Source organism: Corynebacterium sp. 21KM1197, assembly GCF_033783015.1.
Classification (GTDB): Bacteria; Actinomycetota; Actinomycetes; order Mycobacteriales; family Mycobacteriaceae; genus Corynebacterium.
On the sequence record NZ_CP123907.1, the window covers coordinates 797285 to 823101 of the forward strand.

Consider the following 25817-nt stretch of genomic DNA (forward strand, 5'->3'; position numbering starts at 1 on the left):
GTTGTATTTCTCACATTTAAATGGTTTATTCCTCGCCCCGTAAAAGCCTATAAAGCAAGCCGGAATGGTACGGGGCGTCGATAAGTAAAACTCTAAGCTTGCCCGGTGAGGGTGAGCCAGATGAGTGCGATATTGAGCGCCACAATGGCCGCGCATACCACCGTCGCGGCGATATTGAGGGGGGTGGGATTAGCCCACTTGCCCATCACTTTGGTGCGTGCCGTAAGCCAGGCCAGCGGAATGAGGGCAAAGGGAATGCCAATGCTCAAAACCACCTGGCTGAGCACGAGTGCCCAGGTGGGTTCCGCGCCGGAGGCCAGGATGATGAGCGCGGGCAGCAGGGTAATGCAGCGGCGCACCACCAGGGGCACGCGGAACTTGAGGAGATCGCGCATGACCATATCGCCCGCGTAGCAGCCCACGGAGGTGGAGGCCAGGCCGGAGGCGAGCAGACCGATGGCGAAGATCACGCCGATGCCCGCGCCCAGGTGCTCGGTGACGGCCCTGTGGGCGCCCTCGATGGTGTCCGTGCCCTCCACGCCGCGCAGCGCCTGGGCGGCCAGGCAGAGCATGGCGATGTTCACGCTGCCCGCCACGCTGAGCGCAAGGCCCACGTCGATCTTGGTGGCGCGCAGGTGGTGGCGCATGCCGTGCTCGCCCTCGGGACGGAAGCGATGATCGCGCACGAGCCCGGAGTGGAGATAGATGGCGTGCGGCATGACGGTGGCGCCGAGCATGCTGGCGGCCAGCAGGATGGTGGGGGTGCCCTGGAAGCGGGGAACCAGGCCCTCGGCCATGCCGCGCAGATCCAGGCCGGAGACGAAGAGTCCGGAGACGAATCCGATGGTGATGATCGCCAGGAAGCCCACGATCACGGCCTCGAAACTGCGCTGGGTGCGCCCGCCTTGCAGGATCAGCATGGTCAGTGAGACGGCGGAGACGATGATTCCGCTCAGGAGCAGCGGGGTGCCAAAGAGCAGGTGGAGGGCCACGGCCCCGCCGATGACCTCCGCGATGTCCGTGGCCGCGACGATGATCTCCGCTTGGCCCCAGTACAGCCAGCGCGGGGCTCGTGGCAGGCGCTCCGCGAGTTCCGCGGTGAGGCTGCGCCCGGTCACCAGCGCGAGTTTGGCGGAAAGGTACTGCACGAGCGCGGCCATGAGGTTGGCGAGCACGAGCACCCACAGCAGCAGGTAGCCGTACTCCGCGCCGGCGGAGAGATTGGCGGCTACGTTGCCGGGATCGACGTAGGCGATGGCGGCCACGAAGGCGGGGCCGAGCAGGCTTGCGAGGCGCGGCTGGGGCCGCGCGGGCTTATCGACGGAGGTTGTCACCACGTTTCACCTTAATTTTCTTCAAAGTTCAAGTCGTTGAACTCATGTTAGTTTGGGTGACCTCAGCAGGCAAAACGGCGGTCCGGGAACTTTTAAGGTGTGCGTGGCGTTCAAGACAGTGACATGCTTCAAGCTAAGGAAAGGACTGGGGAACCGCTATGAGAAGCAGCAACCCGGTATTTAGTAATCTCACCGAATCCACCGAGCACGAACTGCGCGAGGGCGGCTATCAGCAGGCCAGCGCTGAGCGCCCCATGACTATCGACGACGTGGTGTCCAAGACCGGCATCACGCTCGCCATTATCATCGCCCTGGCCGTGGTGAACTTCACCATCGGCATGAGCAACCCGAGCCTGGCGATCCTGCTCACCGGAGTGGGTGCCATCGGCGGCTTCATCACCGTGCTGGTCTCCGCCTTTAGCAAGAGCTTCGGCTCCGCCGCGATCACCCTCATCTACGCCGCCTTTGAGGGGCTCTTCGTGGGTGGGTTCTCCTTCCTCTTCGCCAACACCGGCTTCGCCGCCGGGGCGACGGGCTCCGCAAACGCGGACATGGCGATCATCGGCCAGGCGATCCTGGGTACCGTGGGCGTGTTCATCGGCATGCTGGTGGTCTACCGCACCGGCGCGGTGAAGGTCACGCCCAAGTTCAACCGCATCGTCACCGGCGTGATCGTGGGCATCGCGGTGCTGGCCCTGGGTAACCTGCTCACCGCCCTGATCTTTGACTTCAACCCGCTGCGCGACGGCGGCCCGCTGGCCATCGTGTTCTCCCTGGTGTGCATCGTCCTCGCGGCGCTGTCCTTCCTCCAGGACTTTGACCAGGCCGATCGCCTGATCCGCGCGGGTGCCCCGGCCAAGAACGCCTGGGGCGTGGCCCTGGGCCTGGCCGTGACCCTGGTGTGGCTCTACACCGAGATCCTGCGCCTGCTCAGCTACCTGCGCAACGATTAATCGGTTTCTCGCAGTACGGTTAAAGCGCTGCCCTCCTTGAGTTGGAGGAGCAGCGCTTTTCTTGTTTCTTGTGGGCTCCGGTGCGCCGGGAAGATGCTAGGAGGCGGCTAGCGGCTGCCCGTTCAGGCGTACCTGGGAGAACACCTGGGCACCATCCATGGAGACGGGCTCGCTGAGTTCCAGGGTGGCGTCCTCGGTGGAGCCGTTCGGGTTGATCTGGATTCCACGGCCGGTGGCGGAATCATCCTCCCACTCCCATTCCAGGGCGGTGATCTGGTTGGTGCCAAAGCAGTTGAGCTGCACCTGGCTGGGCTCCACGGTGGGGGTCTGGGTGCAGTCGATGAACTGCGTGGCGTTGGCGCGCGCCTCCGAAGGGGAGGCGCTGGTGGAGGGCGCGGCGTGCGAGGCCGTGGTGGCCGGGGCGGAGGCGGAGGCCGCCTGCTGGGGAGCCGCAGCGGAGAAACTCGTGGCCGTGGGTACCTTGGCCTCGGAGTCCTGCTGATTGGGCGGGCTGCACGCGCTGATCGCCAGGGCGGAGGCGGCCAGGGCGGCCGCGAGGGCGGTGGAACGGGAGAAAGTCATGGCTGGAAAGTCCTCTCGGGGAAAGAACGTTTACTGGGCGGAGCGGGGAGTGGCGGCCTTATCGGAGTCATAAGGAGCCGCGGAGACGATGGTCACGGTCAGGGTGTTTCCGTTGGGGGCGGTGTACTCGCGGGTCTCGCCCTCCTGGGCGCCCACGATGGCCGCACCCAGCGGGGACTGCTCGGAGTAGGTCTCCAGGTCCTTGTTATCGGAGGCCGCGGCGCGGGTACCGATGAGGAAGGTCTCCTTATCGTTCTCATCGCCGTTGTAGTACACGTGCACCACGGAACCCACGTGGGCCACGCCCTCGATCATGCTGGATCGTTCCGTGGTGGAGTTGGCCAGGATCTCGGAGATCTGCTTGATGCGGGCTTCTTCCTGATCCTGCATCTCGCGGGCGGCGTCGTAGCCGGCGTTCTCCTTGAGGTCACCCTCCTCTCGGCGCTCGTTGATCTCGGCGGCCACCACCGGGCGGTGGTCGATGAGGGCTTGCAGCTCGGACTCCAGCTTGGCCTTGGTTTCCGGGGTGATGTATTGCTTTTGCTCTTCTGCCATGAGGTGCGTCCTTTCGCTTAAAGTTTAAAGATCCATGTAGGCGGGAATCTGGGTGGAGCAGCCGTAGACGCTGCCGGAAACGGCGCGATCGCGCGTGGGAATCTCCACGGCCATGCGCTGCGTCTCCGGCCCACCGGCCGGGATCAGAACCTCCCGGCGGCCCACCTCGGCCTTGTCATAATTCATCGCGGTGACAATGCAGTAACTGGGCACATCGGGCTGGTTGCGCGTGACGTCAATATCCAGGTGCATGGTGGAATCATCCACCCGCTCGAAGTTGCTCATGGAGGCCTTGACGGTGGCGTCGTCGCGCGTGGCCAGGAAACGTGCCACCACGATGACGAGCGCGATGAGCAGCGCCACCATCACGATGGCGACGATCTTCCCGCTGATGCCGCCGGAACCCTGAGCGGGGCGCGCGGCACCGTACCGGGATTGCGGACGCTCAAAAGGCTGTGAGGCCATAGTTTCCCACCACCAGTGCAAAACGTGTGCGGACAGTCCCATCTAGACTAGCCGATTTATATGGGTGCTAAGGCAATCGAGGGGCCTATTATAGGGGGCCGATACCCCTGATGTATCAACTGAACTGCGGGCACGCCGATGAAAAATCAATGAGAGAGGAAAGTGAACACCGTGAGCGGACTGCGCCTTTTGGCTATCCACGCCCACCCCGACGATGAGGCCTCCAAGGGGGCGGCCACGATGGCTAAGTACGCCGCCGAGGGCCACCGCGTGATGGTGGTGACCTGCACGGGCGGCGAGCGCGGCGATATTTTGAACCCCGCGATGGACCGCCCCGGAATCCGGGAGCGGATTCATGAGGTGCGCCGGGAGGAGATGGCGGAGGCCGCCCGGGTCTTAGGTGTGGAACACCGTTGGTTGGGGCACGTGGATTCCGGCCTGCCCGAGGGCGATCCGCTGCCCCCGCTGCCGGAGGGCTCCTTTGGCTTAGAGCGCGGCGAGGATATTGCCGCTGAATTAGTGGAGATTATCCGGGAGTTCCGCCCGCACGTGATTATTACGTACGACGAAAACGGTGGTTACCCGCACCCGGATCACCTCAAGGTGCACGAGGCCTCCATGATCGCCTGGGATAAGGCGGGCGACGCGGAGTTCCGTACCACCATCGACGGGCAGGAGCAGCAACCCTGGGAGCCGCTCAAGCTCTATTACACGCACGGCTTTGTGTACGAGCGGATCAAGGCTTTCCACGATCTGTTGGTGCAGCGCGAGTTGGAAAGCCCCTACGCGGAGATGCTGGCCATGATGGAGGAGAACAAGGTGGACATCATGGCCAGGGTGACCACGCAGGTGCCCTGCGCGGACTACTTTGAGGCTCGCGACGCCGCCCTGCGCGCCCACGCCACCCAAATCGACCCGGAGGGTGGGTTCCTCATCACCAACGCCGAGGATCAGGCCGACTTGTGGCCCACCGAGGAGTTTGAACTGGCAGCCACCAGGGTATCTAGTACTCTGCCGGAGAACGATCTCTTTGCGGGCATTGCGGAATAACAGGCTTGGACTAGGGCGAGACGGGCAATAGACTGTGGGGCGTGATGATGGTGTCTGATCTTTCTGCTCACGCCGCCGCCGTGATAACGCTGGCTCAGGACGGCAACGGCCCCCTGGGTGCGGACTTTGGTAAGGCCTCGCCCATCGGCCTGCTGGTGCTGGTGGTGCTTTTTGTGGCCGTGCTCTACATCGGCTGGGCCTTTCACCGTCGCTTTAGCCGCATGAATCGCCGCCGTATGTTTGCGGAATCGCACGGCATCGACCCCTTTGATGAGGAGACCCTGGACAAGGCCATGGCCGAGGCCGGGGTACTGGATCGCAAGAAGAAATACTGGCTCTAACCACGGCCGTGACCACCGCGCTCCGGGGGAGGGAAGAGGGGTACACTGGTGCGAGTGAATGTCCTTTCGAGTCGCCTGCTTTACCCGCTCTACGAGGCGCGGCTACGCCTGGAACTCAAGGGACTGCCGCAGCCCCGCCACGTGGCCGTGATGTGCGACGGCAACCGACGCTGGGCGCGGGAGGCGGGCTTTGAGGACGTCAGCCACGGGCACCGCGTGGGGGCGCGCAAGATCGGGGAAATGGTGCGCTGGTGCCGCGATACCAAGGTGGAACTGGTCACCGTGTATTTGCTTTCCACGGAGAACCTGCGCCGCAGCCCGGAGGAGCTGGGAATGCTTCTGGACATCATCGCGGACGTGGTGGATGAATTAGCGCAGCCGGATAATAATTGCCGCGTGCGCCTGGTGGGGCACCTTGACCTACTACCAGCCGAGGTTGCCCAGCGTATTTCTCACGCGGTGGAAACCACCCGGGACCACACCGGGGTGTCCGTGAACGTGGCGGTGGGATACGGGGGCCGCCAAGAGATCGTGGACGCCGTGCGGGACCTGGTGGAACACGAGGTGGCAGCGGGAACCCCGGCGGAACAGATCGCGGACAAGGTCACCGTGAACTCCATCTCCCGGCACCTCTATACCTCCGGGCAACCGGACCCGGACCTGGTGATCCGCACCTCCGGGGAACAGCGGCTTTCTGGCTTTTTGCTATGGCAGGCCGCGTACTCGGAGATTTGGTTTACCGATACGTACTGGCCGGCCTTTCGCCGCATTGATTTTCTGCGGGCCCTGCGCGAATACTCCAAGCGCACCCGCCGATTTGGAAAGTAGGTTTTCTCGCCGTGATACCGCAGGCACAGGTACTCTACGAATCCACCTACGGTGCCACCCGCCGCTACGCCGAGGCCCTGGCGGAGCGACTGGGCACCACCGCCCAGAGAATCCCGGAAACTGAGCCTAGCCCGCAGGAAAACACCCCGCTCATCGTGCTTTCTCCGGTGTTCGGCCCCAGTATCGCGGCGGCGTCCTACGTGGCCCGCCACGACCTCGGGGAGCGCCCCGTGGCCTGCGCGGCCGTGGGTATGACCCTGGTGGGGGAGGCCCGCCGTAAGGATCAGATGGCCGGAATCCTCGGGGCCAAGGCGGAGCGCACTCAGCGCTTTTACCTCCCCGGTGCGCTGTATTATTCCCGCATATCCACCGCGCACCGCCAGATCATGCGTGGCATCGTGGCGGCGCTGCGACTCAAGCCGGGAAAATCGGAGAACGAGCGCGCGATGATCCAGGCGTATAACAAAGACGTGGATCGGGTGGACCTCGGCGAACTTGAGCCTCTGGTGGAGTGGGCGCGAGAGGCGGGGGCTGCTATCTGTTAGCCGCGGTTGAGGAGCAGTGAAGTTTACCAGTGACGACTCAGCTCGTCGGCGAAGTCAGGTACCCCGCACCTGCGTAGCGACGCAAACAGCTCATCGGCTGACTTGGGAGGGTATTTATTGTCGTCTACCTGGTTCTTGAGGGTATCCAGTACTTTCCGGGGACTGAGATCCAACTGGCTTAACAGGAACTGGTCTGGGTGGACGGCTTCAATCCCCCACGGATCCAGGCTCTCCGGTGGGAAGTCCTTGAGGTTGTTGGTGACTATGGTGTGTGCGTCAGAACGCACGGCGGCAGCGAGAACATGGCGATCCTTGGAGTCATTGCTCATCACAGGGATGAGATTCTCGTATCCCTTGATGTCTGCGAAGGGGAATGCTTCCCGCATGGCTCCAATGCGTTTGTCGGCTGTGTCTGGGGGTAGGTTGAACTTCCCGATCATGTTGCGCCTGACCTCTTCCATGATGTCAGTGGACCAGCGGACGCCGAAGCATCTAGCCTCGGCAAGCCTGAGGATGGAGTCGTTAAGGGTGGCAGGGAGGATCACGCAGGAATCCAGAACCACGGTGAACATTCAGGTTCAGTCCTCGTCTACTGTGGTGTCGAGGATGTCGTAAATGCCATCGGCCTGGCCTTGGCTCTGCATACGATCCAGGGCCTCAGCACGGCGTGTCTGTAGGGCTTCCTGATAGTTGATGACGTGTTGCAGCCGGATTCTCCGGTGGCTTCCCCGCATCTCAAAGGGGATTGCTCCCTCGTCAAGGATTTTGATGAGCGTGGGGCGGGATATATTGAGCATGTCCGCTGCCTCTTGGGTGGTAAGCAGGCGGTGCCGGGCAACGATGGTCACCCCTTGGCCATTGGCGAGAGTTTTGGCGGCGGAGAGGAGAATACGGGAGAGGTCACCGGGAATGTCGTGGCGGGTTCCGTCCGCAGTGATGATGGCGGGTTGGGCTTCGATCGTCTCACCGCGATCCTCCAAGGCCTTCACTAGGTCGAGTATCTGGGCGGATTCGGCTTCGTTGGGGAGGGTGGTTTCGATGGAGGAGTGACGGACGGCGGTGCTCATAAGTGAAATTATCGCAAGGCGTGCGGGTTTTTGTCGAGCGGTACTTTCGCTAGGTCTCTCTATCAGAAGAAAGTGGAAGAAAAGACGAGCTTTTGATGTCTCCCCGTTATGGCCCTAAATCTTCCGCAACCGCACCCTCTGCACGCGGTGATCGCTGTCCTTGGTGAGTACCAGGGAGGCGCGCACGCGGGTGGGCAGGATATTTTCCACCAAGTTGGGCAGGTTGATGGACTGCCAGATTTCGCGGGCGGCGTGGGTGGCGGCGGCGTCGTCAAGCTCCGCGAAGTGCCGGAAGTGCGCGCCCGGTTTGCGGAAGGCCCCCTCGCGCATGGTGAGGAAGCGGTCGATGTACCACTGCTCGATCACGGAGGTGCGCGCGTCCACGTACACGGAGAAGTCGAAGAGGTCGGAGACCATGAGGGTGGGGCCGGTTTGAAGCACGTTGAGGCCCTCCAGGATCAAAATGTCCGGGCGGCGCACCACGTAGTGCTCGCCGGGCACCCGGTCGTAGAGGTGGTGGGAGTACACGGGGGCCTGGGCTTCCGGCACGCCGGATTTGACCTCGGTGACAAAGCGGAGCAGGGCGCGGCGGTCGTAGGACTCGGGGAAGCCCTTGCGGTTCATCATGCGGCGCTTGCGTAGGTCGGCGGCGGGGTAGAGGAAGCCGTCGGTGGTGACCAGATCGACCTTGGGGTGGGATTCCCAGCGCTGCAAGAGCACTTGGAGTACGCGGGCGGTGGTGGACTTGCCCACGGCCACGGAGCCGGCCAGGCCGATGATAAACGGCGGGTGCTCGTGCGGGTTGGGGGAGCGCTGCGTGCCGTCGAGGAAGGTCTCGGTGGCGTCGCTAAGCTTCTGGCGCGCGGCCACTTGAAGATGAATGAGGCGGCTGAGCGGCAGATATACCTCCGCCACCTCCGCGAGGTCGATGTTTTCACCGATACCGCGCAGTTGCACCACCTCTTCCTCCGTGAGCACCAGTGGCATGGATTGGCGCAGTTGGCCCCACTGGGTGCGATCAAAGTCGAGGTAGGGGCTGGCGACGGTGGCACGCGACATGCCCACCATTGTGCCCTGCGCGCATAAATGAGGTGAGCAATGGGCCGGGATACCGCTACACTTTCAGGGGAAGATTTTTTCAATAAGGAAAGGTGGCTCAGGCCGCGATGAGCAAGGACGTGCGCACAACCCCCCTGGCCGAGGTGGACCCCGAGGTCGCGGCGGCGATCTCGGGAGAGTTGAACCGTCAGCGCAGCACCCTGGAAATGATCGCCTCGGAGAACTTTGTGCCGCGCGCGGTTTTGGAGGCCCAGGGCTCGGTGCTCACCAATAAGTACGCCGAGGGGTACCCGGGCCGCCGCTATTACGGTGGCTGTGAGCACGTGGACGTGATCGAGGACCTGGCGCGCGATCGCGCCACCGCCCTTTTTGGTGCCGAGTACGCCAACGTGCAGCCGCACTCCGGCGCGCAGGCCAACGCCGCCGTGCTGCACGCGGCAGCCCGCCCCGGCGATAAGATCATGGGCCTTTCCCTGGCCCACGGCGGGCACCTCACCCACGGCATGAAGATCAACTTCTCCGGGCGGCTCTATGACGTGGTGGCCTACGAGGTGGACCCGGAGACCATGCGCATTGACATGGATCGCGTGCGCGAGTTGGCCCTGGAACACCGCCCCAAGGTGCTCATCGCCGGGTGGTCCGCGTATCCGCGCACCATCGACTTCGCGGCGTTCCGCTCGATTGCAGACGAGGTGGGGGCCGTGCTGTGGACGGACATGGCGCACTTTGCCGGCCTGGTGGCGGCGGGCTTGCACCCCTCCCCGGTGCCGCACTCGGACATCGTTTCCAGCACGGTACACAAGACCCTGGGTGGTCCGCGCTCTGGCCTGATTTTGGCCAAGCAGGAGTGGGCCAAGAAGCTCAACTCCGCGGTGTTCCCCGGCCAGCAGGGTGGCCCGCTCATGCATGTGGTGGCGGCCAAGGCCACGGCGTTGAAGATCGCCGGAACCGAGGAGTTCAAGGATCGTCAGGCCCGCACCCTGGAGGGCGCGCGCCTGGTGGCCGAGCGCCTCACCGCCGCCGATTGCCGCGAGGCCGGGGTGGACGTGCTCACCGGCGGTACCGACGTCCACCTGGTGCTGGCGGATCTGCGCAACTCCAACCTGGACGGACAGCAGGCGGAGGACCTGCTGCACCAGGTGGGGATCACCGTGAACCGCAATGCCGTGCCCTTCGATCCGCGCCCGCCGGCAGTGTCCTCGGGCCTGCGCATTGGCACCTCCGCGCTGGCCACCCGTGGGCTGGACGCGGCCGCCTTCGAGGAGGTGGCGGACATCATCGGTACCGCCCTGGCTGCGGGCCAGAACGCCGACGTGGAGGCGCTGCGCGCCCGCGTGGGCAAGATTGCCGATCACTACCCGCTCTACGAGGGCATTGAGGATTGGAAGATGTTGGCCTAAGCCGCTTGGGCCGCGCACCCCACTTCACCGCCCCACCGCCCTCACTAGGCGGGGAGGTGGAGCCGCGCGCAAGCCAGCCGATAGCGCAACAAGCTAAGGCATACTAAGGTACGGCGGAGCCCCCGCTCCATAACAGGAACGGGGGCTCTTTTGCATGCTCAGGCCCGCCCTAGGAGGCGTCCTCGGCGTCCCCAGATTCCTCCGTGGCGCGCCCCTCGGCCAGGGCGGTGCGCTCTCGGCCCAACCACTCCGGCTGGTTGGCCAGGAGATCCTTGATTTCCTGCGTGGTCAGCGGCTTATCCAGGTCGTGCCGCTTGAGGGCCGCGATGGTAATGCCCAGTTTTTGGGCCACCACCGGGCGCGGGTGCGGGCCGGTGCGGCGCAATTCCGCCAGCCACTCGGGCGGGTTATTTTGTAATTCACGCAACTGCGCGTGGGTAATGGCGGTGTTCTGGAAGTCCTCCGGGGCCGCCGGGAGGTAAATACCGAGCTTTTTCGCCGCCGTCTGGGCCTTCATGGCGGTGCCGGAGGGGGTGCGGCCGGAGGCGGTGCGCTGATCCTGATGAGATTCGCTCATGGTGTTTCACGGTAGCATTACCGGCATGTTGCGCCTTGCTTTTGTCACCGGCACGGAACCGGGAAAGTGGTTTGACCGCTTTGCGCAGCGCACCCGGCACGGGGGATTGGATCCCCGAGATAGCGATGATCCGCTGTCCCTGCTGGAATCGGGCGAGGTGGACCTTGCCCTGGTGCGTCTGCCCGATGCGCGGGTGAGCGATCACCACCACCGGGTATTGCTCTACGAGGAGGCGCGCGGGGTGGCGGTGCCCAAGGACAGCATCTTTGCGGAGGTGGGGCAAGCGGTTCCGGCCGCCGACCTGGAGGGGGAGATGGTGAATTACCGGATTCCCCCCTCTGGGGAGGTAGATGTGGCGGCGGTGCGCACGGCGCTTCAGGTGGTGGCCGCGAACGTGGGTGTGGTGATAGCCCCGCGCCCGCTGTTGAAGATCCTCAGCCGCAAGCAGGTGGTGCCCCTGGAACTGCGGGACGATTCCGTGCCGCAGACGCAGATCGCCTTGGTGTGGCACAAGGAGCGAGACGGTGACGCGATCCAGGACTTTGTGGGGATCGCGCGCGGGCGCACCGTTAATTCCTCCCGCCAGGCGGCCCCCAAGCGCAGCGCCAGGGAAAAGGCCAAGGCCAAGCAGGATAGAAGAGCACAGCAGAAGCAACCCACCGGGAAAAACCAGGGTAAGCGCGCGAGTCAGCGCAGGAGGAAGCGATGAATAAAACCACGATGACCGTGGCGGCAACGGCGCTGCTGGGGTTCCTGGGTGCCGGCGCGCTGAGCGCGTGCACCCCCACGGAAAACGTGGCGGGGAAAGCGAGTGAGGTTGCCACCAGCACCACCGAAACCACGAGCAGCACCACAGAGACATCTGGGGTACCTGAGGCGTCCGAGGGCGAGGACCTGCCCGCCGAGGTGGCCCGCGAGGTGGACAAGGCGGAGGAGGACGGCGCAGAAGTGCTGGCGGTGACCACCGCCGAGAAGCAGCGCTACCTGGTGGAACTCAGCAACGGCACCTCCCTGGTGTATTCCCCGGAGACGGGGGTGCAGGAGGTGCGCGGCAAACTCGCGGGAATCTGGATGGGCGAGGGGGGACTCAACGCGCCGGTGGGGTTGCCGGTGGCGGCGGAGGAGACGCTGCCGGAGGATCGCGGTTGGGCGCAGGACTTTGAGCGCGGCCGGATCTCCTGGGCGCGCGATGAGGAGGATCAATACCAGGCGGAGGTGCAATCGTAGGGCCGGGGTGGCGTGCGATAGGCGGCGTCGATAAGCAAAAGTTCACCCCGCGTTCAACTGCTATCCATCTTCTGGTCTTAGCCTCGGCGGTGTGCTCACCTCACGCTCTCATCAAGCCCCCGTTGGATACGGGGGCTTTTTGCGTGCGGTGGCTCAACCGTCCCATTAACGCCCGTGAGGAACGCTTATGTGTACAAGTGCCGTCCGCACCTACGTGATTGATACCTCGGTGCTGCTTTCTGATCCCTTTTGCCTGACCAAGTTCGCGGAACACCACGTGATCCTGCCCCTGGCGGTGATCTCGGAGCTAGAGGCCAAGCGCCAGCACCCCGAGCTCGGTTGGTTCGCGCGCGAGGCCCTGCGGCACCTGGAGGAACTGCGCAGCACCTACGCCCGCCTGGATGAGCCGGTGCCCGCCAACGCGGAGGGCGGCACGCTGCGGGTGGAACTCAACCACCAGGATCAATCCGTGCTGCCGCTGGCCCTGCGCGGCGAGGGCGGGGATCAGCGAATCCTGGCCTGCGCGCTCAACGTCCAGCAGGAGGGCCACGATGTCACTCTGGTGACCAAGGACGTTCCCCTGCGCGTCAAGGCCGGGGCGATCGGCCTGGACGCGGACGAATACCACGCGCAGGACGTGGTGCTCACAGGCTACTCCGGCATGGGCACGCTGCACGTTCCAGGAGAGCTTATCGACGCCCTCTTTGTCCACGGCGAGGTGCCCCTGCCGGATGGGGAAACACAGGAGGGAACCCCGGTGCCGGAGTTGCCGCTGCACTGCGGCCTGCGCTTGCAGGCGGCCACGCAGTCCGCGCTGGCGCGGGTGGCGGTGGGCAGGCTGGTGCTGGTGCCGGGGGATCAACAGGCCTTTGGGCTCCACGGGCGATCCGCGGAGCAGCGGGTGGCCCTTGACCTGCTCAATGACCCGGAGGTGGGGATCGTCTCCCTTGGCGGGCGCGCGGGCACGGGAAAGTCCGCCTTGGCGCTGTGCGCGGGCCTGGAGGCGGTGCTGGAGCGCCGCGAACACAAGAAGATCGTGGTGTTCCGCCCGCTGTATGCGGTGGGCGGGCAATCCTTGGGCTTTCTGCCCGGCTCGGAGGACGAGAAGATGAATCCCTGGGCGCAGGCGGTGTATGACACGCTCTCCGGGCTGGTCTCGGAGAACGTGGTGGAGGAGATTCACGCGCGCGGCCTGCTTGAGGTCCTGCCGCTCACGCATATTCGCGGCCGCAGTCTGCACGATTCCTTTGTGATCGTGGACGAGGCGCAGTCCCTGGAACGCAACGTGCTCCTCACGGTGCTCTCCCGCCTGGGTTCCGGCTCGCGGGTGGTGCTCACGCACGACGTCGCCCAGCGCGATAACCTCCGCGTGGGGCGGCACGACGGCGTGCAGGCGGTGATCGAGAAGCTCAAGGGGCACGAGCTTTTTGCCCACATCACCCTGCACCGCTCGGAGCGCTCCGCCATCGCGGAGCTGGTCACGGACCTATTGGAGGATCGCTAACCGGCCCGCGCGGGCCTCGGTTGCGTGCGGCGGTGGAAAGCGTCACAATCGTCATCATGTCACAAGCGTCCTTTAGGATTAGAGCGTTCGAGGAACGGGACTTCCCGCAGGTTCAGGCCATCTATGAACACGGCCTGGACACGGGGCACGCCACCTATGAGCGCAAGGCGCCTACCTGGGAAAAGTTCCGCACCTCCAAGATCATGGAGACCGTCTTTGTGGCGGTGGAGGAGTCCGATGACGCCAAGGTTCTTGGCTGGGTATCGGCCTCGCCCGTGTCCTCCCGCCAGGTATTTAGCGGAGTGGTGGAGGACTCCATCTATATCGGCCCGGAGGCCCGGGGCCGGGGCATCGCCGGGGCCCTGCTGGATCACCTGGTGCAGGCCTGCGCGGACCTGGGCAAGTGGGCCATCCACTCCTGGATCTTCCCGGAGAACGAGGGTTCGGCCAAGCTGCACGAATCGCGCGGCTTTGAAAAGGTGGGCACCTATCACCACATGGCCAAGATGCCCTACGGGGAGATGGCCGGGCAATGGCGCGATACCGACGTGTGGGAGAAACTGCTGCCCAAGCCGGATATTGCGGTGGAGGATTTGCCCGATAACTAATAATGCCCAAGGCGGGGTTGGTTTCTATCTTTAAGGGGAACCGGCCCCGCTTTTCTTTGTGGTTATGTGTGGTGGATGGTGAATTAAGTAGAAATAATTCTTTCCATATATTTACGGCCTGCCTTCATGGCGTGGATGATGAGATGATCGCCAGAATCGAAAGTTAATGCCACGATTTTCTGGCAATCGTCCTGAGTGATCCATTCCGATTATCATCCACCGTCGCGGATCGTTCTCATCATCAAGTGCCCATGAATCAAATACATTCTTAGCAGCGGAGATTACTGCTTCGTCATTGATTCGGTCTCGGTGATAATGTTTCCGGGCGGATGGATGAATTTTGAGCAATGCGTTTTCCAATCCACTTCCGCACTGCTTCTCGGCGGGCTTCTGAGCGTGCAGATATTCCTTTCGGCTTTATCCATCAAAGCTGAGAGGGTGGAGTCATCCAAGCGAACGGAAATGACGGTTCCTGAACCGTCTCTTGAAAGCGGTTGCTTGTGCTGAGAGTTTGGTAGTTTATCTAGGTCGTATCCCACCTCCGCTTCATCGGCTCAGGCTTGAATCTGTTCCTTGGTGATGGTTTTTCCGTGTATCTTGTAGTCGCTTATGTGGTTAGGGTATATGAAAAATCGCTGGTTGTTCGTGCAACTTTTTCACCTACCTCCGTTCCACGTGGCCAGTGACACTGCAAGAAACGCCGCGATCCCTAAGACGGTGCCCACCGGGTCGGGTAGCGGAATCACACCGAGTTCTATGCCCAGGGCCGTCGCCGCGCCGCCGAGCAGGAGTAGGCAGGGGAGCACCCCGCCTCGTGTGTTCCCGGCTGCATGTTTGCTCCACGGCCAGGGGCGTGGGGCGGTGGCGGCGGTATAAAGCAGGATCGCCGTGGTGAGCGCGAGGCTAAGCGCAATCCACCACCCGCCGGAGGCCTGCTGCGCGGCGAGGAAACAAGCCGCGCCACCCACACCGGTGATGGTGATGAGCCACCATGTTCGTTGTGCGGCGGGGGTAGCAGCCATGCTAGGAAATCGTCTCCTTTAACTTATCTTCCTTGACCCATATCAACACTACCGAGCACAGCAGGGCCAGGGGCATGAGTAGCAGGAAGATGGGGGTGAGGGCGTCGTTATAGCTGACCTCGATGGCTTCGCGCAGGGGATCGGGGAGGGAGGAGAGCGCGCCGGGGGTGAGGTGCGCGGTGCTATCGCTATCGAGGCTCTGAGCACTGGGGAGGTTGCGCTGCAATTGGGCGGTGAGGTTGCCCACGAAGAGCCCGCCCACCAGGGCCGAGCCCACCGAGCCGCCGATCTGCCGGAAGAAGTTATTGGTGGCGGTTACCGTGCCCACCATCGTCACGGGGAAGGAGTTTTGCACGATGAGCACCAGGATCTGCATGGAGCAGCCCATGCCGAAGCCGAAGAGGAACATGTACAGGCCCACGATGACCAGGGAGGTATCGGCCTCCAGGGTGGACAGCAGCGTCATGGCTACTGCCACGATGAGTAGGCCCGCGATGGGGAAGGCTTTGTAGCGGCCGAACTTGGATACGAGGTTGCCCACCGCGATGGAGGTGCCCATCAGGCCCGCCATCATGCACAGCAGCATGAGGCCCGCGCGGGTGGGGGACATGCCGTGCACCATTTGGAGGTAGGTGGGGAGGTAGGCCAGTGAGCCGAACATGAATACGCCGATGCCGAAGCCCGCTACGGTGGTGAGTACGAAGTTGCGGTTCTTGAACAGGCTCAGGGGAACCAGGGGATCGTGTGCGCGGGTTTCGATGAAGATGAACAGCGCGCCTACCACCACGGCGGTGGCGATGAGGGTGAGGATTACGGGGGAGTCCCAGGCGTATTCGTTGCCACCCCAGGTGACAAAGAGCACCAACGCGGCGGTGGCGATGGACATGGTGACCATACCCAGCCAGTCAAAGCGCAGTTGCTTGGGCGTGGGTGGGAGTTGGAGCAGGAAGAAGATGGCCACGATGGCCAGCAGGCCGAGGGGAATGTTGAGGAACAGCCCCCAGCGCCAGCCCATGCCGTCGGTAAACCAGCCGCCCAGGATGGGGCCGAGCACGGCCGAAATACCAAATACGGAACCCATCACGCCCATGTACTTACCGCGCTCGCGCGGGGTGGTGACCTCCGCGGTGATCGCCTGGGAGAGGATCATCATGCCACCACCGGCGATGCCCTGGAGTACGCGCGCCACGATGAGCACGTTCATGGACTGAGCGAGCCCGCCGAGCAGGGAGCCGAAAACAAAGAGGGCGTTGGCAAAGAGGAAAAGCCCTTTGCGGCCAATCTGATCGCCCAGTTTGCCAAAGATGGGCAGGGCGATGGTCTGGCCCAGCAGGAAGCCCGTGATCACCCACGTCATGTGGTTCACCCCGCCCAGGTCGCCCACGATGGTGGGCAGGGCGGTGGAAAAGATCATCTGGCTTAAGGAGCTCATCAGCATGGCCAGCATGAGCGCGCCGATGATCCAGGGTAGGCGTTGTTTATTCGGTGTTTCTTGGGTGGTCATCATTCCTTCTCTATTGCTCGTACATCTCTCAGTGCCTGGTGCATGCTGCCGCGCAGCGCTTCCACGGTGCTATCCGTGCCGGTCATCCACTGGCGCATACCCAATTGCACGGCGGCACCGGCCAGGGTCACCACCGCGTGCGCCTCCTGCGCGGTGGGAGCGTCGAGGCGGCGTTGGTGGGGGTGGCTCTCTAAGTAGGCCGCCACCGTTTCCACCACCGCCTGGTGGATCTCGTGGGACTGGGCAAAACGCGTGTGGGACAGTGCGGGATGCGCCTTGCGTATAGTCTTGCGACGTCGCAGCAGTTGCCCGTCGTGCTCGGCCACGAAGGCGTCGAAAAGCGTATCGACGACCGCCGCCACCAGGTCCGCGTGCGTGGTGTGGAGGAAGCGCTGCCGGGCCTCGGGCGGGGGCAGGCGCGCCGGGCGGCCGAATACCGCGATCTCCTTGGACTCCACGTAGTTGAAAAAGGTGCGGCGGGAGATCTCGGCGGCCGCGCAGATGTCCTCCACCGTGACGGACTCGTAGCCGCGCTCCAGCACCAGCAGGGTGGCGTGCTCCTCGATGGCGTGGAGGGTGGCGCGGCGCTTTGCCTCCCGCAGGGAGGGGGATTCTTTCTGCACGATACGCGAATGTACTCCTAACATACACTGAGTGCAAAGTTTTCTGGTTGTGTCCTGCGTCTCAGGGGTCTAGCCTAGTTTTGAAGCAAAACATTCGAGGAGGGAATATGTCCGCACCCGCTATCGACGCCCCCCGCGTTGCCACCGTGGTCACCGCCGCGCGCGAAGCCTTTGACTCCGGGGTCAATGCCACGCTGGAACAGCGCCGCGCCCACCTGATCGCGCTTAGAAAACTGCTTAGCGAGAACCGGGCGGAACTGGTGCGAGCACTGGCGGTGGACCTCGGGAAACCGGAACGAGAGTCCGCGCTTAACGAGATTGATCCCCTCATCGGGGAGATCACCGCCACCCTGCGGAACCTCAAGCGTTGGCTGCGCCCGGAGCGGCTTCCCCTGCCCCTGGTATTTCGCCCCGCGCGTGCCCGCATGGTGCGCGAGCCGCTGGGCACCATTCTGATCATCTCCCCGTGGAACTACCCCCTCACGCTCACCCTCATGCCCCTGGTGGGCGCGCTGGCCGCAGGCAACACCGCCGTGCTCAAGCCCGCCCCGGAATCCGAGGCCACGGCGGCGGCGCTGGCCCGGCTGGTACCTCGGTACTTTTCCGATGGCACCGTGCAGGTGCTCACCGGCCCCATCGAAGTGTCCACCGAGGTGCTCACGCACCGCTTCGACCACATCGTGTTCACCGGCTCCGGGCGGGTGGGGCGCATCGTGATGGAGGCTGCCGCCAAGCACCTCACCCCGGTGACCCTGGAACTGGGCGGAAAATCACCCGTGTGGGTGGATGAGAGCGCAGACCTCAAGGACGCGGCGCACCGCCTGGTGTGGGCCAAGTACACCAACGCCGGGCAAACCTGCGTGGCTCCGGATTACGTGATGATGCCCCCGCATCTCATCGCGGAGTTCACCCGGCACCTTGCGGCGGTGATCCGCTCCTTTTATGGCGAGCAACCCCTGCGCAGCGAGCGCTACGCCCGGATCGTGCACCAGCGGCGCTTTGACCGCTTGGTGGAATTGCTCGATCAGGCGCCGATCCTGCACGGCGGCGGGTATGACCGCGAGGCACTGCGGATAGAACCCACCATCGTGGACGCCAGCGGGTGGAATAGGGTGCTCTCCGAGGGGGCGGACGTGCCGCTGCTGAGCGAGGAAATCTTTGGCCCCATCCTGCCCATCGTGGGGGTGAACACTCCCCGCGAGGCCGTGAACATCATCAACTCCTGGGATAAGCCCCTGGCCCTGTACACATTTGGCTCCGATACCGCCGTGCAGGAACTCTTTGAGCAGGAGACCTCCTCTGGGGCGATCGTGCACAACGGGGCTGTGGTGCACGTCGGCGTGGGCAGCCTGCCCTTTGGCGGGATTGGTCCCTCCGGCATGGGGGCGTATCACGGCCGCTATTCCATCGAGACGTTCAGCCACGATAAGCCGGTGCTATCGCTGCCGGTGTGGATTAATCCCGTGAAACTCATCTCCCCGAATACGCCGAACGCGGTGATCAAGGCCGTGAGGTTTATGCAGCGGCGAGGATAGGGGTTCCAAGGGAAGCATAAAAATGATCCCGGTTGCCTGACCCAATGTGGGACCAGGCAACCGGGATCGTTGGTTTTGCTCTTAGCGCTTATCGCGGTCCGTGTTGGCCATCGCCAGCACGTCCAGGCGCTTATCTAGCTCTTCCTCGGTGAGGTTCTCGCCGTCCACAAAGCCCAGGTCGATCACGGCCTCGCGGATGGTGATCTCCTTGGCCAGGGCGTGCTTGGCCACCTTGGCGGCGGCCTCGTACCCGATCGCGGAGTTCAGCGGGGTGACGATGGAGGGGGAGGACTCCGCCAGCGTCTTCATGCGCTCCTCGTTCGGCTCGATGCCATCCACCAGGCGCTCGGCAAACACTCGCGCGGTGTTGGCCAGCAGGCGGGAGGATTCCAGCACGTTGCGGGCCATCATTGGAATGAACACGTTGAGTTCAAACTGGCCCTGGGTGCCGCCGAAGGCAATGGCGGCGTCATTGCCGATCACCTGGGCGGACACCTGGGTGGCCGTCTCGCACAGCACCGGGTTCACCTTGCCCGGCATGATGGAGGAACCCGGCTGAAGATCGGGCAGGCGGATCTCCGCCAGGCCGGTCAGCGGGCCAGAGCCCATGAGGCGAATATCGTTGGCGATCTTGTACAGGGAGACGGCCACGGTACGCATGGCCCCGGAGTACTCCACCAGGGCGTCGCGCGCAGCCTGGGCCTCAAAGTGATCGCGGGCCTCGCTCAGGTCCTCCAGGCCGGTCAGGGAACGCAGTTCCTCGGTGACCTTGGCGCCAAAGTCCGCGGAAGTGTTGATGCCGGTTCCGGCGGCGGTGCCGCCGATGGCCAGCTCGCCCAGGCGAGGCAGGGTGGCCTCCACGCGCTCGATCCCGGCCTCGATCTGGCGGGCGTAGCCGCCGAACTCCTGGCCCAGGGTTACGGGCACCGCGTCCATGAGGTGCGTGCGGCCGGACTTGACCACGGACTTCCACTCGGCGGCCTTGGCGGCCAGGGAATCGCGCAGCACCTTCAGGCCGGGAATGAGGTCCTTCACGGCGGCCTCGGTGGAGGCCACGTGGGTGGCGGTGGGGAAAGTGTCGTTGGAGGACTGCCCCATGTTCACGTGGTCATTGGGGTGAACCTCCACGCCGGCGGCCTTGGCCAGGGAGGCGATGACCTCGTTGGTGTTCATATTGGAGGAGGTGCCGGAGCCGGTCTGGAACACGTCGATGGGGAACTGATCGTCGTGCTTGCCCGCCGCGATCTCCTTGGCGGCGGCGATGATGGCATCGGCCTTCTCGGCGTCGAGAGCCCCGGAATCCTTGTTCACCTGGGCGCAGGCGGCCTTGAGCAGGCCCATCGCGCGGATCTGGGCGGCCTCCAGGCCGCGACCGGAGATGGGGAAGTTCTCCACGGCGCGCTGGGTCTGGGCGCGCCACAGGGCGTCCACGGGTACCTTGACCTCGCCCATCGTGTCATACTCAATGCGGTATTCGGTCATGTTTGCTATCACCTTTACTTCTTGCGTGCGTTAGTCCATATTCCAGTATGGCGCATAAGCGCTACCGGGGTGGGTGTGATCCTCGCCTCAAAGCCCCTGGAGGGGCCGTTCTCAGAGGCCGGAGGCGTAGTCCACGGCGGAATACTCCTGGAGCTTGGAGAGCTGGTGCCGGGACTCGATGTAGCGCAGGGTGCCGGACTTGGAGCGCATGACCAGGGAGCGGGTGGTGGCGCCGTTGCTGCGGTAGGTCACCCCGCGCAGCATGTCACCGTTGGTCACGCCGGTGGCGGCGAAGTAGCAGTTATCCGAGCGCACCAGGTCATTGGTACCCAGCACCTGGCCGAGCTTATGCCCGGCGGCGATGGCACGGCCCTTTTCCTCGTCGTTACGCGGGGCCAGCATGCCCTGGATCTCCCCGCCCATGCACTTCATGGCGCAGGCGGCGATGATCCCCTCGGGGGTGCCGCCGGTGCCCATCATGATGTCCACGGAGTTGGCCACGTCGTCCTGGGCGGCGGCCACGGCACCGGCCACGTCGCCATCGGAGATGAGGCGCACCTTGGCCCCGGCGCGGCGAATCTCCGCGATGAGGTCCGTGTGGCGGGGACGATCCAGCACCACCACGGTGACCTCGGAGGGGTGAAGCCCCTTGGCCTTGGCCACGGCGTTGATGTTGTGGCCCACGGGGGCCTCGATGTCGATCTTCCCGGCTGCCTCGGGACCCACGGCGATCTTGCGCATGTAGAACACCTCGGAGGGGTCGTACATGGAGCCGCGCTCGGCGGCGGCGATCACGGAGATGGCGTTGGGGCGGCCCTCGGCCATGAGCGTGGTGCCGTCCACGGGGTCCACCGCGATGTCCACCTCCGCGCCAAAGCCGGTACCCACGTGCTCGCCGTTGAAGAGCATGGGGGCCTCGTCCTTTTCACCCTCTCCGATGACCACCACGCCGTTCATGTTCACGGAGTTGATGAGTTCGCGCATGGCGTCCACGGCGGCGCCATCGCCCTCGTTCTTCATGCCACGGCCCACCCACCGGCCGGAGGCCAGCGCCGCCGCCTCGGTCACCCGGACCAGTTCCATGGCGAGGTTGCGATCAGGCCCCTCGATGTTCTTCTGGTTTTCTGGACGGCTTTCATTCATCTGTACTGCGGCCTCCTGTGGGGCAATGTACTACCAAGGAACTCCTACATTGTTGCACTATGGGGGCGGAACCCGGACATATTGCACCCATATGAGGGTAATGGCGCGTACTTTTCCTGCGCTTTTTGGGGCTGGTGGCGCGCGGCGATGCGGGCGATGGGTTTCGGCGCGCGGCGGGGTTAGTGCGATACTGGGGCGCGTGGCAGAAAAACCAAGGCTCTTCCAGGACAGCCGAGACATGATTCTTTCCCTCGGCGCCATCGTGGTGATGATGGTGGTGGGGGTGGGAGCCACGGGTCTGTGCACCTTTGACCCCGGCAACCCGGAAAACGGCCCGGTGCCCACGGCGGACGCCCCGGCCTTTTTGAACATGGAGGCCGCCGGTGCCTCCTATCCGGTGCGCCTGCCGGAGGTTCCGGAGGGCTGGACGGCCAACTCCGCGCGCCGCGCCGCCGTGGGCGGGCAGCCCTCCCCGACGGTGGGATACATCACCGATAAGGAGGGGTACCTGCAACTCACCCAGACCGATCTTCCCGTGGCCGAGGCGGTGCGCGGCTACGACGGCGAGGTGCGCGATCGGGATCAAACTATCGACGTCGCCGGTACACCTACCGAGGTGTACACCTCCCCGGATCGGGAGGTGCGCGACCTGTGGGTGGCCGACCTGGGTGACGCGCGCCTGCTGATCAGCGGCGCGGCCACCGAGGAGGAGTTCCGCACCCTGATCGAGGTCACGGCCAAGGCTCAGCCGTTGCGCTCGGCCTCGGGGGCTGCGGGGTCTGAAGGGCCTGTGGGGGCGGCGTCGGCAGTAGAAACGGAACCGCGCTGAGCCAGCGCCTCCTCCACCTTGGCCGAGGCCCGGGCGAGGTGTTCCTCGCAGCGGGCAGCCAGCGCCTCGCCGCGCTCCCAGTAGGCCAAGGACTCATCGAGCCCCATCTGCCCGAGTTCGAGGATCTTGACCACTTCCACCAACTCATCGCGGGCCTGCTCGTAGCTTAGGGAGGACACCTCGGGGAGTTCAGCGGCCTGGCCGCTGCCAAAGGTATCGGGGTTGCTCATCTTCCTGCTCCTAGTTCGCGGGGGTGGTGGACATTCCGGCGGCGGTGATCGAGCCATCGGCCACGCGGATACGCAACTGGCTGCCGGGCGGCGATTGCTCGATGGTGGTGACCACCTGGGCCTCGGAGCCATCGCGGGGAAGAACCTGCACCACAGCATAACCGCGCGCCAGCGTGGCCGAGGGCCCCAGCGCGGAGACCTGCGCGCGCAGCGCCGCCACCCGGGATTGCTCCGTGCTTAGCAGGTGGGTGACGTCTCGCCGCATGGTGCTTAAGGCCCGCTGGATTTCCTCGCGGCGCCGCTCAATGGGGGTGGCGGGATCCGCCAGCACCGGGCGCGAGCGCACCTGGTGGAGGCGTTCTTGCTCCCGACGCACCCAGGCCCGCAGCGCGGCGGCCGAGCGCGCGCGCAACTCCGCGAGCAGGGCGCGCTGCTCGGCCACGTCCGGCACCACTCGCTTGGCGGCGTCCGTGGGGGTGGCGGCGCGCAGATCCGCCACGTTATCCAGCACCGGGGTATCCGGCTCGTGCCCGATCGCGGAGACCACCGGGGTGCGCGCGGCGGCTACCGCGCGCTGCAAGGCTTCCTCGGAGAAGGGCAGCAGATCTTCCACCGAGCCGCCGCCGCGCGCGATGATGATGACGTCCACCTCGGGGTCCGAGTCCAGGGCGTGCAGCGCCTCGATGATCTCCGGTACCGCGTTCGCCCCCTGCACGGCGGTGTTGATGACCCGAAAGTCCACCTCGGGCCAGCGATCGCGTGCCACGGAGAGGACGTCGCGCTCCGCGGCGGAGCCGCGCCCGGTAATCAGGCCCACGCGGTTGGGGAGGAAGGGGAGGGGGAGTTTGCGGGAGGCGTCGAAAAGCCCCTCGGCGGCCAGCGCGCGGCGCAGGTGCTCGATGCGGGCGAGGAGCTCGCCCACGCCCACGTGGCGGATCTCCGTGGCCCAGAGGGAAAAGGAACCGCGCCCGGCATAAAAGGCCGGCTTGCCGTAGACCACCACGCGATCGCCGTCCTTGAGCGGGGAGGGGGCATCGCGCAGCAGGGAGGTGGGGCAGGTGAGTTGGACGGAGGCCTCCGCCTGGGTATCGCGCAGGGTGAGGTAGGAGAGCTTCCAGGTGGGCTTCATGTTCACCTGGGTGAGTTGCCCCTCCACCCAGATATGGCCCAGGCGCTCGATCCAGCCCTTGACCATTGCATTGACCTCGCGCACCGGCAACGGGGCCTGGGCGGTGGTGACGGTTTTAGCCATGCGTTCCTTATGGTGGCGGACGGGGACGTTCACCCAGTCTATGCCCGCAGACCCGGCTTTGGATACTGTGGTCACCATGACCGCGACCATGACAGACGGAGACAAAAAGGTACTGCTCGCCGCCCCGCGCGGCTACTGCGCGGGCGTGGATCGCGCCGTGGAAACGGTGGAGCGGGCCTTAGAAAAGTACGGTGCCCCCGTCTACGTGCGCAAAGAGATCGTGCACAATCGCTACGTGGTGGATACCCTCTCCGAGCGCGGGGCCATCTTTGTGGAGGAGACCGACGAGGTCCCCGAGGACTCCCACCTGGTATTTTCCGCCCACGGCGTGAGCCCCCAGGTGCGCGGGGAGGCCAAGGGCTTGCAGCTGAAAACTCTCGACGCCACCTGCCCCCTGGTGACCAAGGTGCACAACGAGGTCAAGCGCTTTGCCCGCGACGGCTACCACATCCTGCTCATCGGTCACGAGGGCCACGAGGAGGTGGAGGGCACCGCGGGTGAGGCCCCCGAGGTCACGCACTTGGTGGACGGGCTGGACGGCGTGGACACCCTGCCGGACTTCCTGGACGAGGAAAAACTCATCTGGCTCTCCCAAACCACCCTCTCCGTGGACGAGACCATGCAGATCCGCGAGAAACTGCACCAGCGCTTCCCGCACCTCCAGGACCCGCCCAGCGACGATATTTGCTATGCCACCCAGAACCGGCAGGTGGCCGTCAAGGCCATCGCGCAGCGCTGCCAACTGATGATCGTGGTGGGATCGCAGAACTCCTCCAACTCCAAGCGCCTGGTGGAGGTGGCCCTCCAACACGGCACCGAGGCCGCCTACCTGATCGACTACGCCAATCAGATCGAGGACTCCTGGTTTGACGGGGTAGATACCGTGGGCGTGACCTCCGGGGCCTCCGTGCCGGAGATCCTGGTGCGCGATGTGGTGGAGTCCTTGGCGCAGCGTGGGTACACCTCCGTGGAGGAGATCACCACCGCCAGCGAGAAGATTACGTTTGCCCTGCCGAGGGATCTGCGACCGGCGCGGACATAAGTTCTGTTTTTTGGGGGGTGAGGCGGGGGAGTGCCCTGCCGCTGTGGCCTGGAGTGCTGCGGTGGCGGGGCTTTTTGGGTGTTTTTTGGGGCGGATGGGGTGCCCAGGCGTCACACAGTGGTGGGGAAGGGTACTTTCCTTTGGCTGTGGGACTGGTGTGATTCACTCCCGTCACACAGTGGCAGGGAAAAGTTCGCGGTAGGGCAGAAAAATACCCACCCTGGCTTTGGTTGGTGCCGGGTGGGGCTTTGTTAGCGATCCCGCTGGGGGCGGGTGCGCCGGGCGTTGGGATAGTCCTCCCGGGGTTGGCCCGGATACGGGGAGCGGCGCTGTTCGTGGCGGGCCTCATGGCGGCCATGCGGTTGTTGCCGGTGGGAGTGCTGCCGGGAATGTTGAGTTGTGGAGGGGCGGGGCCGGGAGGACACCCGGGCGCGGTCCGAGGGCCAGGGGGAACCAGCGGGTTCCTCCGGGGGCGCCGCCGTGCGCGGCGGGCGCTGAGGCGTGCGATTGGTGGTGGCGCTGTACCTGGTACGCCGGGAGGCGGAGGTGGAATTGAGCCTGCTGACTGTCTCCTGATTGCGCTGCTCCGCCTTGGCGGTGCGTCGCCTAGATTCCGCCTCCTTTTTCTCCATCTCGGCGGCCTTGCGGCGTAACAAGGATATTCGCAGAAAGGCGATGGCCGCGCTGCCCGAGGTGACGAGGAAGAGCACCGGGAAGAGTTGCAGCAGCGGGTAGACGGCCGTGACCAGCGCGGTGGTGGAAAACCCCGAGATATTGGGGCTGAGCGCGCGCCCGTTGAACCAAGCGGTGAGCACCGTGATCGCCGCAAAGGAGAGCGGAATGGAGGCCACGGTGATAAATAGCCCGCGTACCTCCGTGAACAGAGCCACCACGAGGCTGGCCACCACAAAGAGAATGATGTACGGCGCGCCGATGGTGTGGTTAATCATGCTCAGCAGCAGCCCCGTGAGGAGCGCTACCAGCACGATAGACACGCCGGACCACGTGGGTAGCCCGGCGGCAAAATTGCCGGAGGCGTTGCGTGGTTGATGGGTCATAT

At 64.5% G+C, this 25817-nt stretch carries 29 protein-coding genes; 13 read left to right on the top strand and 16 right to left on the bottom strand.

The genetic code is table 11. From position 1 onward, the window contains the following. Window positions 1-92: 92 nt before the first annotated feature. Window positions 93-1334, bottom strand: coding sequence for an Nramp family divalent metal transporter (locus OLW90_RS03915; RefSeq protein ID WP_319651455.1), 1242 nt, complete (start codon window positions 1332-1334; stop codon window positions 93-95). Between the two features lie 158 nt (window positions 1335-1492). On the opposite strand from OLW90_RS03915, the gene OLW90_RS03920 reads away from it, so the two are divergent. Next, on the top strand, window positions 1493-2287 hold the full coding sequence (locus OLW90_RS03920) for a Bax inhibitor-1/YccA family membrane protein (protein ID WP_319651456.1): 795 nt from the start codon (window positions 1493-1495) through the stop codon (window positions 2285-2287). Window positions 2288-2383: 96 nt separating this feature from the next. Here OLW90_RS03920 and OLW90_RS03925 read toward each other — a convergent pair whose 3' ends face one another. From OLW90_RS03925 to OLW90_RS03935, 3 genes are read right to left on the bottom strand one after another with little or no spacing between them, the layout of a single operon-like run. Next, window positions 2384-2869: a hypothetical protein gene (locus tag OLW90_RS03925; protein WP_319651457.1), complete on the bottom strand. Its 486-nt coding sequence runs from the start codon at window positions 2867-2869 to the stop codon at window positions 2384-2386. Window positions 2870-2899: 30 nt separating this feature from the next. Next, window positions 2900-3424 (bottom strand): transcription elongation factor GreA, encoded by a 525-nt coding sequence (gene greA, locus OLW90_RS03930; RefSeq protein ID WP_319651458.1) that lies wholly within the window; start codon window positions 3422-3424, stop codon window positions 2900-2902. A gap of 24 nt (window positions 3425-3448) precedes the next feature. Further along, a complete protein-coding gene (locus OLW90_RS03935; RefSeq protein ID WP_319651459.1) occupies window positions 3449-3889 on the bottom strand; it encodes a DUF4307 domain-containing protein in 441 nt (146 codons plus the stop codon). A 171-nt stretch (window positions 3890-4060) separates the two neighbouring features. On the opposite strand from OLW90_RS03935, the gene mca reads away from it, so the two are divergent. The 4 genes from mca to OLW90_RS03955 are packed head-to-tail and all read left to right on the top strand — an operon-like array spanning window position 4061 to window position 6653. Next, a complete protein-coding gene (gene mca / locus OLW90_RS03940) occupies window positions 4061-4939 on the top strand; it encodes a mycothiol conjugate amidase Mca (RefSeq protein WP_319651816.1) in 879 nt (292 codons plus the stop codon). Between the two features lie 44 nt (window positions 4940-4983). Beyond that, a complete protein-coding gene (locus OLW90_RS03945) occupies window positions 4984-5280 on the top strand; it encodes a hypothetical protein (protein ID WP_413464499.1) in 297 nt (98 codons plus the stop codon). A gap of 54 nt (window positions 5281-5334) precedes the next feature. Next, complete coding sequence (locus tag OLW90_RS03950) at window positions 5335-6108, top strand: isoprenyl transferase (RefSeq protein ID WP_319651460.1); 774 nt, start codon at window positions 5335-5337, stop codon at window positions 6106-6108. Window positions 6109-6119: 11 nt separating this feature from the next. Then, window positions 6120-6653: a flavodoxin domain-containing protein gene (locus OLW90_RS03955; protein ID WP_319651461.1), complete on the top strand. Its 534-nt coding sequence runs from the start codon at window positions 6120-6122 to the stop codon at window positions 6651-6653. Window positions 6654-6676: 23 nt separating this feature from the next. On the opposite strand, the gene OLW90_RS03960 is transcribed toward OLW90_RS03955, so the two are convergent. The 3 genes from OLW90_RS03960 to coaA all read right to left on the bottom strand — a co-directional run bounded on the left by OLW90_RS03960 (window position 6677) and on the right by coaA (window position 8779). Then, the gene (locus OLW90_RS03960) at window positions 6677-7225 is read right to left on the bottom strand and encodes a PIN domain-containing protein (protein ID WP_319651462.1); all 549 of its coding nucleotides are present in this window, start codon (window positions 7223-7225) and stop codon (window positions 6677-6679) included. Between the two features lie 6 nt (window positions 7226-7231). Then, window positions 7232-7720: a helix-turn-helix domain-containing protein gene (locus OLW90_RS03965; RefSeq protein WP_319651463.1), complete on the bottom strand. Its 489-nt coding sequence runs from the start codon at window positions 7718-7720 to the stop codon at window positions 7232-7234. A 114-nt stretch (window positions 7721-7834) separates the two neighbouring features. Beyond that, on the bottom strand, window positions 7835-8779 hold the full coding sequence (coaA, locus tag OLW90_RS03970; protein ID WP_319651464.1) for a type I pantothenate kinase: 945 nt from the start codon (window positions 8777-8779) through the stop codon (window positions 7835-7837). A gap of 107 nt (window positions 8780-8886) precedes the next feature. On the opposite strand from coaA, the gene glyA reads away from it, so the two are divergent. Then, window positions 8887-10179: a serine hydroxymethyltransferase gene (gene glyA / locus OLW90_RS03975; protein ID WP_319651465.1), complete on the top strand. Its 1293-nt coding sequence runs from the start codon at window positions 8887-8889 to the stop codon at window positions 10177-10179. A gap of 169 nt (window positions 10180-10348) precedes the next feature. On the opposite strand, the gene OLW90_RS03980 is transcribed toward glyA, so the two are convergent. Next, window positions 10349-10756 (bottom strand): DUF5997 family protein, encoded by a 408-nt coding sequence (locus tag OLW90_RS03980; RefSeq protein WP_319651466.1) that lies wholly within the window; start codon window positions 10754-10756, stop codon window positions 10349-10351. Between the two features lie 25 nt (window positions 10757-10781). On the opposite strand from OLW90_RS03980, the gene OLW90_RS03985 reads away from it, so the two are divergent. The 4 genes from OLW90_RS03985 to OLW90_RS04000 all read left to right on the top strand — a co-directional run bounded on the left by OLW90_RS03985 (window position 10782) and on the right by OLW90_RS04000 (window position 14095). Next, complete coding sequence (locus OLW90_RS03985) at window positions 10782-11465, top strand: LysR family transcriptional regulator substrate-binding protein (RefSeq protein ID WP_319651467.1); 684 nt, start codon at window positions 10782-10784, stop codon at window positions 11463-11465. Then, window positions 11462-11983, top strand: a complete 522-nt coding sequence (locus tag OLW90_RS03990; protein ID WP_319651468.1) for a hypothetical protein — start codon at window positions 11462-11464, stop codon at window positions 11981-11983. The genes OLW90_RS03985 and OLW90_RS03990 overlap by 4 nt, the downstream gene beginning before the upstream one ends. Before the next feature lie 187 nt (window positions 11984-12170). Further along, window positions 12171-13487 carry a PhoH family protein gene (locus OLW90_RS03995; protein WP_319651469.1) on the top strand — a complete coding sequence of 439 codons (1317 nt, stop codon included), beginning with the start codon at window positions 12171-12173 and terminating at the stop codon, window positions 13485-13487. Between the two features lie 56 nt (window positions 13488-13543). Continuing rightward, entirely contained in the window at window positions 13544-14095 is a 552-nt protein-coding gene (locus OLW90_RS04000) for a GNAT family N-acetyltransferase (protein WP_319651470.1), read from the top strand. Window positions 14096-14751: 656 nt separating this feature from the next. On the opposite strand, the gene OLW90_RS04005 is transcribed toward OLW90_RS04000, so the two are convergent. The 3 genes from OLW90_RS04005 to OLW90_RS04015 are packed head-to-tail and all read right to left on the bottom strand — an operon-like array spanning window position 14752 to window position 17244. Next, window positions 14752-15117 (bottom strand): hypothetical protein, encoded by a 366-nt coding sequence (locus OLW90_RS04005; protein ID WP_319651471.1) that lies wholly within the window; start codon window positions 15115-15117, stop codon window positions 14752-14754. 1 nt (window position 15118) lies between these two features. Continuing rightward, a complete protein-coding gene (locus OLW90_RS04010; protein ID WP_413464500.1) occupies window positions 15119-16621 on the bottom strand; it encodes an MDR family MFS transporter in 1503 nt (500 codons plus the stop codon). Next, the gene (locus OLW90_RS04015; protein ID WP_319651473.1) at window positions 16621-17244 is read right to left on the bottom strand and encodes a helix-turn-helix domain-containing protein; all 624 of its coding nucleotides are present in this window, start codon (window positions 17242-17244) and stop codon (window positions 16621-16623) included. Before OLW90_RS04015 ends, OLW90_RS04010 begins: the two co-directional genes overlap by 1 nt. Window positions 17245-17351: 107 nt before the next feature. Between OLW90_RS04015 and OLW90_RS04020 the strand changes: the two genes are divergently transcribed. After that, window positions 17352-18779 carry an aldehyde dehydrogenase family protein gene (locus OLW90_RS04020; RefSeq protein WP_319651474.1) on the top strand — a complete coding sequence of 476 codons (1428 nt, stop codon included), beginning with the start codon at window positions 17352-17354 and terminating at the stop codon, window positions 18777-18779. Window positions 18780-18860: 81 nt separating this feature from the next. Here OLW90_RS04020 and OLW90_RS04025 read toward each other — a convergent pair whose 3' ends face one another. Both OLW90_RS04025 and glpX read right to left on the bottom strand, forming a co-directional pair. Beyond that, a complete protein-coding gene (locus OLW90_RS04025; protein WP_319651475.1) occupies window positions 18861-20261 on the bottom strand; it encodes a class II fumarate hydratase in 1401 nt (466 codons plus the stop codon). Window positions 20262-20372: 111 nt separating this feature from the next. Then, entirely contained in the window at window positions 20373-21404 is a 1032-nt protein-coding gene (gene glpX, locus OLW90_RS04030; protein WP_319651476.1) for a class II fructose-bisphosphatase, read from the bottom strand. 199 nt (window positions 21405-21603) lie between these two features. On the opposite strand from glpX, the gene OLW90_RS04035 reads away from it, so the two are divergent. After that, on the top strand, window positions 21604-22233 hold the full coding sequence (locus tag OLW90_RS04035; protein ID WP_319651477.1) for a DUF4245 domain-containing protein: 630 nt from the start codon (window positions 21604-21606) through the stop codon (window positions 22231-22233). Here OLW90_RS04035 and OLW90_RS04040 read toward each other — a convergent pair. Together OLW90_RS04040 and xseA are read right to left on the bottom strand one after the other, a co-directional pair. After that, window positions 22149-22463, bottom strand: coding sequence for an exodeoxyribonuclease VII small subunit (locus tag OLW90_RS04040; RefSeq protein WP_319651478.1), 315 nt, complete (start codon window positions 22461-22463; stop codon window positions 22149-22151). The two genes, OLW90_RS04035 and OLW90_RS04040, sit on opposite strands and share 85 nt — an antisense overlap. Before the next feature lie 10 nt (window positions 22464-22473). Further along, window positions 22474-23715 carry an exodeoxyribonuclease VII large subunit gene (gene xseA / locus OLW90_RS04045; protein ID WP_319651479.1) on the bottom strand — a complete coding sequence of 414 codons (1242 nt, stop codon included), beginning with the start codon at window positions 23713-23715 and terminating at the stop codon, window positions 22474-22476. An 88-nt stretch (window positions 23716-23803) separates the two neighbouring features. Here xseA and OLW90_RS04050 point away from each other — a divergent pair, with 88 nt between their 5' ends. Continuing rightward, complete coding sequence (locus OLW90_RS04050; protein ID WP_413464538.1) at window positions 23804-24757, top strand: 4-hydroxy-3-methylbut-2-enyl diphosphate reductase; 954 nt, start codon at window positions 23804-23806, stop codon at window positions 24755-24757. 251 nt (window positions 24758-25008) lie between these two features. On the opposite strand, the gene OLW90_RS04055 is transcribed toward OLW90_RS04050, so the two are convergent. Next, window positions 25009-25815: a DUF6542 domain-containing protein gene (locus OLW90_RS04055; protein ID WP_319651819.1), complete on the bottom strand. Its 807-nt coding sequence runs from the start codon at window positions 25813-25815 to the stop codon at window positions 25009-25011. Window positions 25816-25817: the final 2 nt, after the last annotated feature.